Here is a 5,903-nt window from a genome sequence, read left to right on the forward strand (position 1 = left end):
GTCGGACCGCTTGTCCTGGACCCCGTCGTACAGGCCGCACAGCGCGTTGCGGGCGATCTCGTCGATGTCGCGGTGTTCTAGCGCATCTAGGTAGCCCTGGATGGCCGTCTTCGCCGCGCCCTCGGAGAAGGTGGCGCCGGTGTTGGCCCCGTTGGTGCGGACCCCGTACACGATGGCCACCGTCAACACCGCGACGAGCGCGATGGCCAGCGCGATGGCGACGACGAGCCGCCGCTTGGACCGCGGGTAGGGCACCGGCGCGCCGGGCTGCCCGGCATAATTGGCGGGAGCGGCTCCCGCCTGCGGGGCTGCGCCGAAACCCGGGTCGGTGTTGGGGTCGTCGGGGAACTCGAGGGGCTCGGATTCGCGTGGGGGCTCAGGTCCGCTCGGTCCGCCGCTGCCGCCGGTGTGGTTCGGCGAGTGCGGACCTGCCATCGTGGTTCTCCTACGGTGGTAGACGGGACTGCAATCGGGTTGCGGCCCGAGCATGTGATCCCGGCGACTTGAGTGAGTTCCCTAGGGAGGCTAGCGCACGACCTCACGCCGACCGCGCACCCAGCGACGGTCGAGGCCCGTGAGTAAGCTAGATAACCTTACTAACGAAGGATGGAGTTTTCGTGACGATCGCGGTGACAGGTTCGATTGCGACCGACAACCTGATGCGTTTCCCCGGCAAGTTTTCCGAGCACCTGCTTGCCGAGCACCTGCAGAAGGTTTCCCTGAGTTTTCTGGTTGACGACCTGGTGATTCACCGCGGCGGCGTGGCCGGCAACATCGCGTTCGCCATCGGCGTGCTGGGCGGCGACGTGGCGCTGGTCGGCGCGGCCGGCGACGACTTCGACGACTACCGCCAGTGGCTGCAGTCCCACGGCGTCAACTGTGACAACGTGCTGATCTCGCAGACCGCCAAGACGGCCCGGTTCACCTGCACCACCGACGAGGACATGGCCCAGATCGCGTCGTTCTACCCGGGCGCCATGTCGGAGGCCCGCAACATCAAGCTCGCCGACGTCGTGTCGTCGGTGGGCCAGCCGGACCTGGTCATCGTCGGCGCCAACGACCCCGACGCGATGGTGGTGCACACCGAGGAGTGCCGCAAGCTCGGCCTGCCGTTCGCCGCCGACCCCTCCCAGCAGCTGCCCCGGCTGTCCGGCGCGGAGATCGACAAGCTCGTCGACGGGGCCGCCTACCTGTTCACCAACGACTACGAGTGGGAGCTGCTGCTCTCCAAGACCGGCTGGTCCGAGGCCGACGTGCAGAAGAAGGTCGACCTGCGGGTGACCACGCTGGGCGCCAAGGGCGTCGACATCGTCGAGCGCGACGGGACCACCACCCACGTCGGTGTGGTGCCCGAGACCAGCCAGACCGATCCCACCGGCGTGGGCGACGCGTTCCGGGCCGGTTTCCTCACCGGTCGCACCGCCGGGCTCAACCTCGAGCGTTCGGCCCAGCTGGGCTCGCTGGTCGCCGTGCTGGTGCTGGAGTCGACCGGCACCCAGGAGTGGACGTGGGACCCGACCGTCGCCAAGACCCGGCTGGCCGACGCCTACGGCGACGAGGCGGCCACCGAGATCGCCGCGGTGCTCGCGTAGAGCTGGCGCGCAGGCGCCTCGGGTGTGAACCCACGGCGTCCAGCGTGAGCTGAGGGCGGCGACACGCCGACAATCAACGCCAGGGATTCACCCGCAACGCCCTGGCTTCACACCCAACCGCGGATGCGCGGGCCGGTACTAGACGGGCCGGTACTAGAGCTGCACCGGGTACACCGGCTCGCTGATCTGGGGCACCACGGTGCGCTCGACGAAGATCGCGTGCCAAAGCATGAAGATCAACAGCGTCCAGAGCCGGCGGCTGTGATCGCTGACGCCGTTGCGGTGCTCGTCGAGCATCCGGCGCACGGCGGCTAGGTCGACCAGGTGGCCGGCCTGCGACGAGTCCACCATCGCGTACGCCCACTCCAGCAGTTCGCCGGCGCGCAGCCAGTGCCGGATGGGCACCGGGAAACCCAGCTTGGGCCGGTGCAGCACATGCGCCGGCACGATCGGCTCCAGCGCACGCCGCAGCGCATACTTCGTCGTCGTGCGGGTGATCTTGGCCTCGACGGGCAGCCGGGAGGCGACGGCGAACACCTCGGGATCCAGGAACGGCACCCGCAGCTCCAGCGAGTTGGCCATGGTCATCTTGTCGGCCTTGACCAGGATGTCGCCGCGCAGCCAGGTGAACAGGTCGATGTGCTGCATGCGGGCCACCGGATCCCAGCCCGCCGATTCGGCGTACACCGCCGCGGTGACGTCGGTGTGGGTCCATTCCGCGCGGAAGCCGGGCAACACGTCGCGCAGCTGCGCGTCGGAGAAGCTGCGGGCGTTGCCGTAGTAGCGCTCCTCGAGGGACAGAGAGCCGCGGTGCAGCAGGCTCTTGCCCCGCATCCCCTCCGGCAGGGGTTTGGACACCTTGCCCATCGACCGCCGCAGCGGCTTGGGCAGATAGTCAAAAGGCTTCAGCGACAAGGGTTCCCGGTAAATCGTGTAACCGCCGAACAACTCGTCTGCGCCTTCGCCGGACAGCACCACCTTCACGTGCTTGCGGGCCTCCCGCGCGACGAAGAACAGCGGCACCAGCGCCGGGTCGGCCACCGGCTCGTCGAGGTACCAGACGATCTCGGGCAGGGCGGCGACGAACTCGTCGGGCGTGACCACCTTGGCGATGTGCCGGGCACCGATCGCCTCCGCCGAGGCCACTGCGACGTCGATCTCGGAGAATCCCTCGCGCTCGAAGCCGGTGGTGAACGTGATCAGCCGCGGGTTGTGCCGGATGGCGAGCGCCGCGATGGCGGTGGAGTCGATTCCCCCGGACAGGAACGCCCCGACAGTGACGTCGGCGCGCATGTGCTTGGCCACCGAGTCCTCGAGCACGGCGGTGATCTCGTCGTAGCGGGCCTGTTCGGTGTCCCGGGTGATCGGCACCGCGGCGAACCGCGGCACGAAGTACCGGGTGACCTCCGGCTGCAGGCGGTCGGGACGGATGCGGGCGTAGCAGCCCGATTCCAGCCGGCGCACCCCGCGGTGCAGCGTCTCGGGCTCGGGCACGTACTGCAGGACGGTGTAGTGCTGCACGGCCCGCTCGTCGATCGCGGTGTCGAACCCCACCAGCTCGGCCAGATCCAGCAGGCACTTCTTTTCGCTGGCCACCGCGGTGCCGCCCGTCCCGGTCGCCATGAACAGTGGCTTGATGCCGAAAGGGTCTCGGGCGCACAGCAATTCGCGGGTCGCGGTGTCCCACAGCGCGAACGCGAACATGCCGCGCAGCCGGGTCAAGACGTCGGTGCCCCAGTAGTGGTAGCCCGCGACGATGGGCTCGCCGTCTCCGTCGGTGGCGAAGGCGACGCCGTGCCGGCTGGCCAGTTCGTCGCGCAGCTCGAGGTAGTTGTAGATCTCGCCGTTGAACACCAGCACGTAGCGGCCGGGCTCCTCGGGCGGCCCCCAGCGCAGCGGCTGATGTGAATGCGCGATGTCGATGATCGAGAGCCGGTTGAAGCCGAATACGACGGAGCCGTCGGTGTCCGGGTCCACCCAGGTGCCCGGCTCGTCGGGCCCGCGGTGGCGCATCGAGTGCGACGCGCGGGCGACCGCGCCGTCGGCTCGGGCGGCGGCCTCCTTGTCCAAGTCCTTGCCCGCGCTCCCCGGGGCGGCGACGAACGCCAGCAGACCACACACGGCGCCCCAGTATGCCGCACTTGGCGGGCGTGCGGGGATGTCGCACCCGGCACGTCGTCCATGGCCGGACAAGCCGGTGGGCCGGGGTTTCGTCGCCCGCCTCAGGCGCGTGGTCTACGCTGCGTAGTATTCGATATCCGAGCAGGAGGCGCTAACGTGACCCCTCGCGAGCAGGACCGTTCGCAACGTTTGTCGCAGGGCAGGTTTCGGCGCCGTCTTCGGCCGTTCGCGCTGGCGATTACGCTGGGCGTGCTGGCGCTGGTCCTGAGCGGGTGCAGCGGCTGGGCGGACGCGCTGGCCTTGGGCTGGCCGCGGGGCATCACCCCGGAGGCCCACCTGAACCGGGAACTGTGGATCGGCGCCGTGATCGCCTCGCTGGTGGTCGGCGGCATCGTGTTCGGGCTCATCTTCTGGGCGTCGGCCTTCCACCGCAAGAAGGCCACCGACACCGACCTGCCCCGGCAGTTCGGCTACAACATGCCGCTGGAGCTGGTGCTCACGGTGACCCCGTTCCTCATCATCTCGGTGCTGTTCTACTTCACCGTCGTGGTGCAGGAGAAGATGCTGCACCTGGCCAAGGACCCCGAGGTAGTGGTCGATGTCACGGCCTTTCAATGGAACTGGAAGTTCGGCTATCAGCGCGTGGCCTTCAAGGACGGCACGCTGAACTACGACGGCACGGACCAGGAACGCAAGAAGGCGATGCTGTCCAAGCCGGAGGGCAAGGACGCCCACGGCGAGGAGCGCGTCGGCGCCGTCCGCGGCTTCAACACCTCCGACCGGCAGTACCTGAACTTCGACAAGGTCGAGACGCTGGGATCCAGCGAGGAGATCCCGGTTCTGGTGTTGCCCACCGGCAAGCGCATCGAGTTCGACCTGGCGTCCGCGGACGTGGTGCACACGTTCTGGGTGCCGGAGTTCCTGTTCAAGCGCGACGTGATTCCCAACGCCGACGCGAACAACTCGGTGCACGTGTTCCAGACCGAGGAGATCCAGAAGCCGGGCGCGTTCGTCGGCCACTGCGCGGAGTTCTGTGGCACGTATCACTCGATGATGAACTTCGAGGTTCGGGTGGTGGCGCCCAACGACTTCAAGGCCTACCTGCAGCAGCGGATGGACGGAAAGAGCAACGCCGAGGCGTTGCAGGCGATCGGGCAGCCGCCGCTCGCGGTGACCACCCATCCGTTCGACACCAAGCGCGGTCAATTGGCCGGAAGCCAGTAGGTTAGGACACCAAATGCATATCGAAGCCAGGCTATTCGAGTTCATCGCCGGGTTTTTCATTGTGGTTGCGGTGCTCTACGGGGTGCTGACCGCGATCTTCGCCACCGGGGGCGTGGAGTGGGCGGGCACCACCGCGCTGGTGCTGACCGGCGGCCTGGCGTTGATCACGGCGACGTTCTTCCGGTTCGTTGCGCGGCGGCTGGACACCCGGCCCGAGGACTACGAGGGTGCTGAGATCAGCGATGGAGCAGGCGAATTGGGCTTCTTCAGCCCGCACAGCTGGTGGCCGATTCTGATCGCGCTGTCGGGCTCGGTGACCGCGGTCGGCATCGCGCTGTGGCTGCCGTGGCTGATCACCGCCGGGGTGATGTTCATCCTGACGTCGGTGGCCGGCTTGGTCTTCGAGTACTACATCGGTCCCGAGAAGCACTGATTCGCGGCATAAAGGTCACAATCCGATCACGTGATTGGTGGGCCGTTCGCCACGACGGCTTTGCCCCTTGGGGGTTCGGTAGTGTTCTGCCCAGGCAAACGAGGAGTTTCCCAGCGCGCCCGCATCGATGTGATCGCGGAGTCTGGTGCGCAGGTGAGGCAGTCGAACAGGGTAGGCAAAGGCAGAGATGAGCGGGTCAAGACCCCCGGAATGGGATCCTGACGCACCCGACCCTGCCGAGGAGATCAGCCACGGACCGGAGCTCGGCGACGAGCCGGCCGACGATCTCGAATCCGTGTCGCACGGCGACGTCGGGGACGAGCCGGAACCCTTCGAGGACAGCGCCGAACTGGCCGCGGCGGACCACAACGACGAGACGGATGCCTACTCACGGGCCTATTCGGCTCCGGAGTCCGAGCATTTCACCAGCGGCCCCTACCTGCCGGCGGATCTGCGGCTCTACGACTACGACGAGTTCGACGAGGCCGCCGCCGACGACGAACGCAGCACCGCGCGCTGGCCGTGGGTGGTCG

The 5,903-nt window shown here is 67.8% G+C and carries 4 protein-coding genes and 2 pseudogenes; 4 read left to right on the plus strand and 2 right to left on the minus strand.

Annotated features, from left to right (window positions below; translation table 11 throughout):
• Nucleotides 1-435 (minus strand): annotated as a pseudogene (locus A5622_RS24485) (hypothetical protein); the annotation flags it as partial.
• A gap of 182 nt (nt 436-617) precedes the next feature.
• Between A5622_RS24485 and A5622_RS24490 the strand changes: the two are divergent.
• A complete protein-coding gene (locus tag A5622_RS24490; RefSeq protein WP_066881758.1) occupies nt 618-1,592 on the plus strand; it encodes a carbohydrate kinase family protein in 975 nt (324 codons plus the stop codon).
• Between the two features lie 153 nt (nt 1,593-1,745).
• Here the strand turns inward: A5622_RS24490 and asnB are convergent, their stop codons facing one another.
• Complete coding sequence (gene asnB, locus A5622_RS24495) at nt 1,746-3,713, minus strand: asparagine synthase (glutamine-hydrolyzing) (protein ID WP_066881760.1); 1,968 nt, start codon at nt 3,711-3,713, stop codon at nt 1,746-1,748.
• 156 nt (nt 3,714-3,869) lie between these two features.
• Between asnB and A5622_RS24500 the strand changes: the two genes are divergently transcribed.
• The 3 genes and pseudogenes from A5622_RS24500 to A5622_RS24510 all read left to right on the plus strand — a co-directional run.
• On the plus strand, nt 3,870-4,937 hold the full coding sequence (locus A5622_RS24500; protein ID WP_066861478.1) for a cytochrome c oxidase subunit II: 1,068 nt from the start codon (nt 3,870-3,872) through the stop codon (nt 4,935-4,937).
• Between the two features lie 13 nt (nt 4,938-4,950).
• The gene (locus A5622_RS24505; protein WP_066861481.1) at nt 4,951-5,370 is read left to right on the plus strand and encodes a cytochrome c oxidase subunit 4; all 420 of its coding nucleotides are present in this window, start codon (nt 4,951-4,953) and stop codon (nt 5,368-5,370) included.
• A 187-nt stretch (nt 5,371-5,557) separates the two neighbouring features.
• A pseudogene (locus A5622_RS24510) lies at nt 5,558-5,903 on the plus strand (hypothetical protein); the annotation flags it as partial.

It is taken from the genome of Mycobacterium sp. 1245801.1, from assembly GCF_001673055.1.
Taxonomy (GTDB): Bacteria; Actinomycetota; Actinomycetes; order Mycobacteriales; family Mycobacteriaceae; genus Mycobacterium; species Mycobacterium europaeum_A.

Bases quoted from the DNA above. Each gene is read 5' to 3' on its own strand.
- A5622_RS24505 (WP_066861481.1), top strand. From the start codon at position 4,951: ATGCATATCGAAGCCAGGCTATTCGAGTTCATCGCCGGGTTTTTCATT.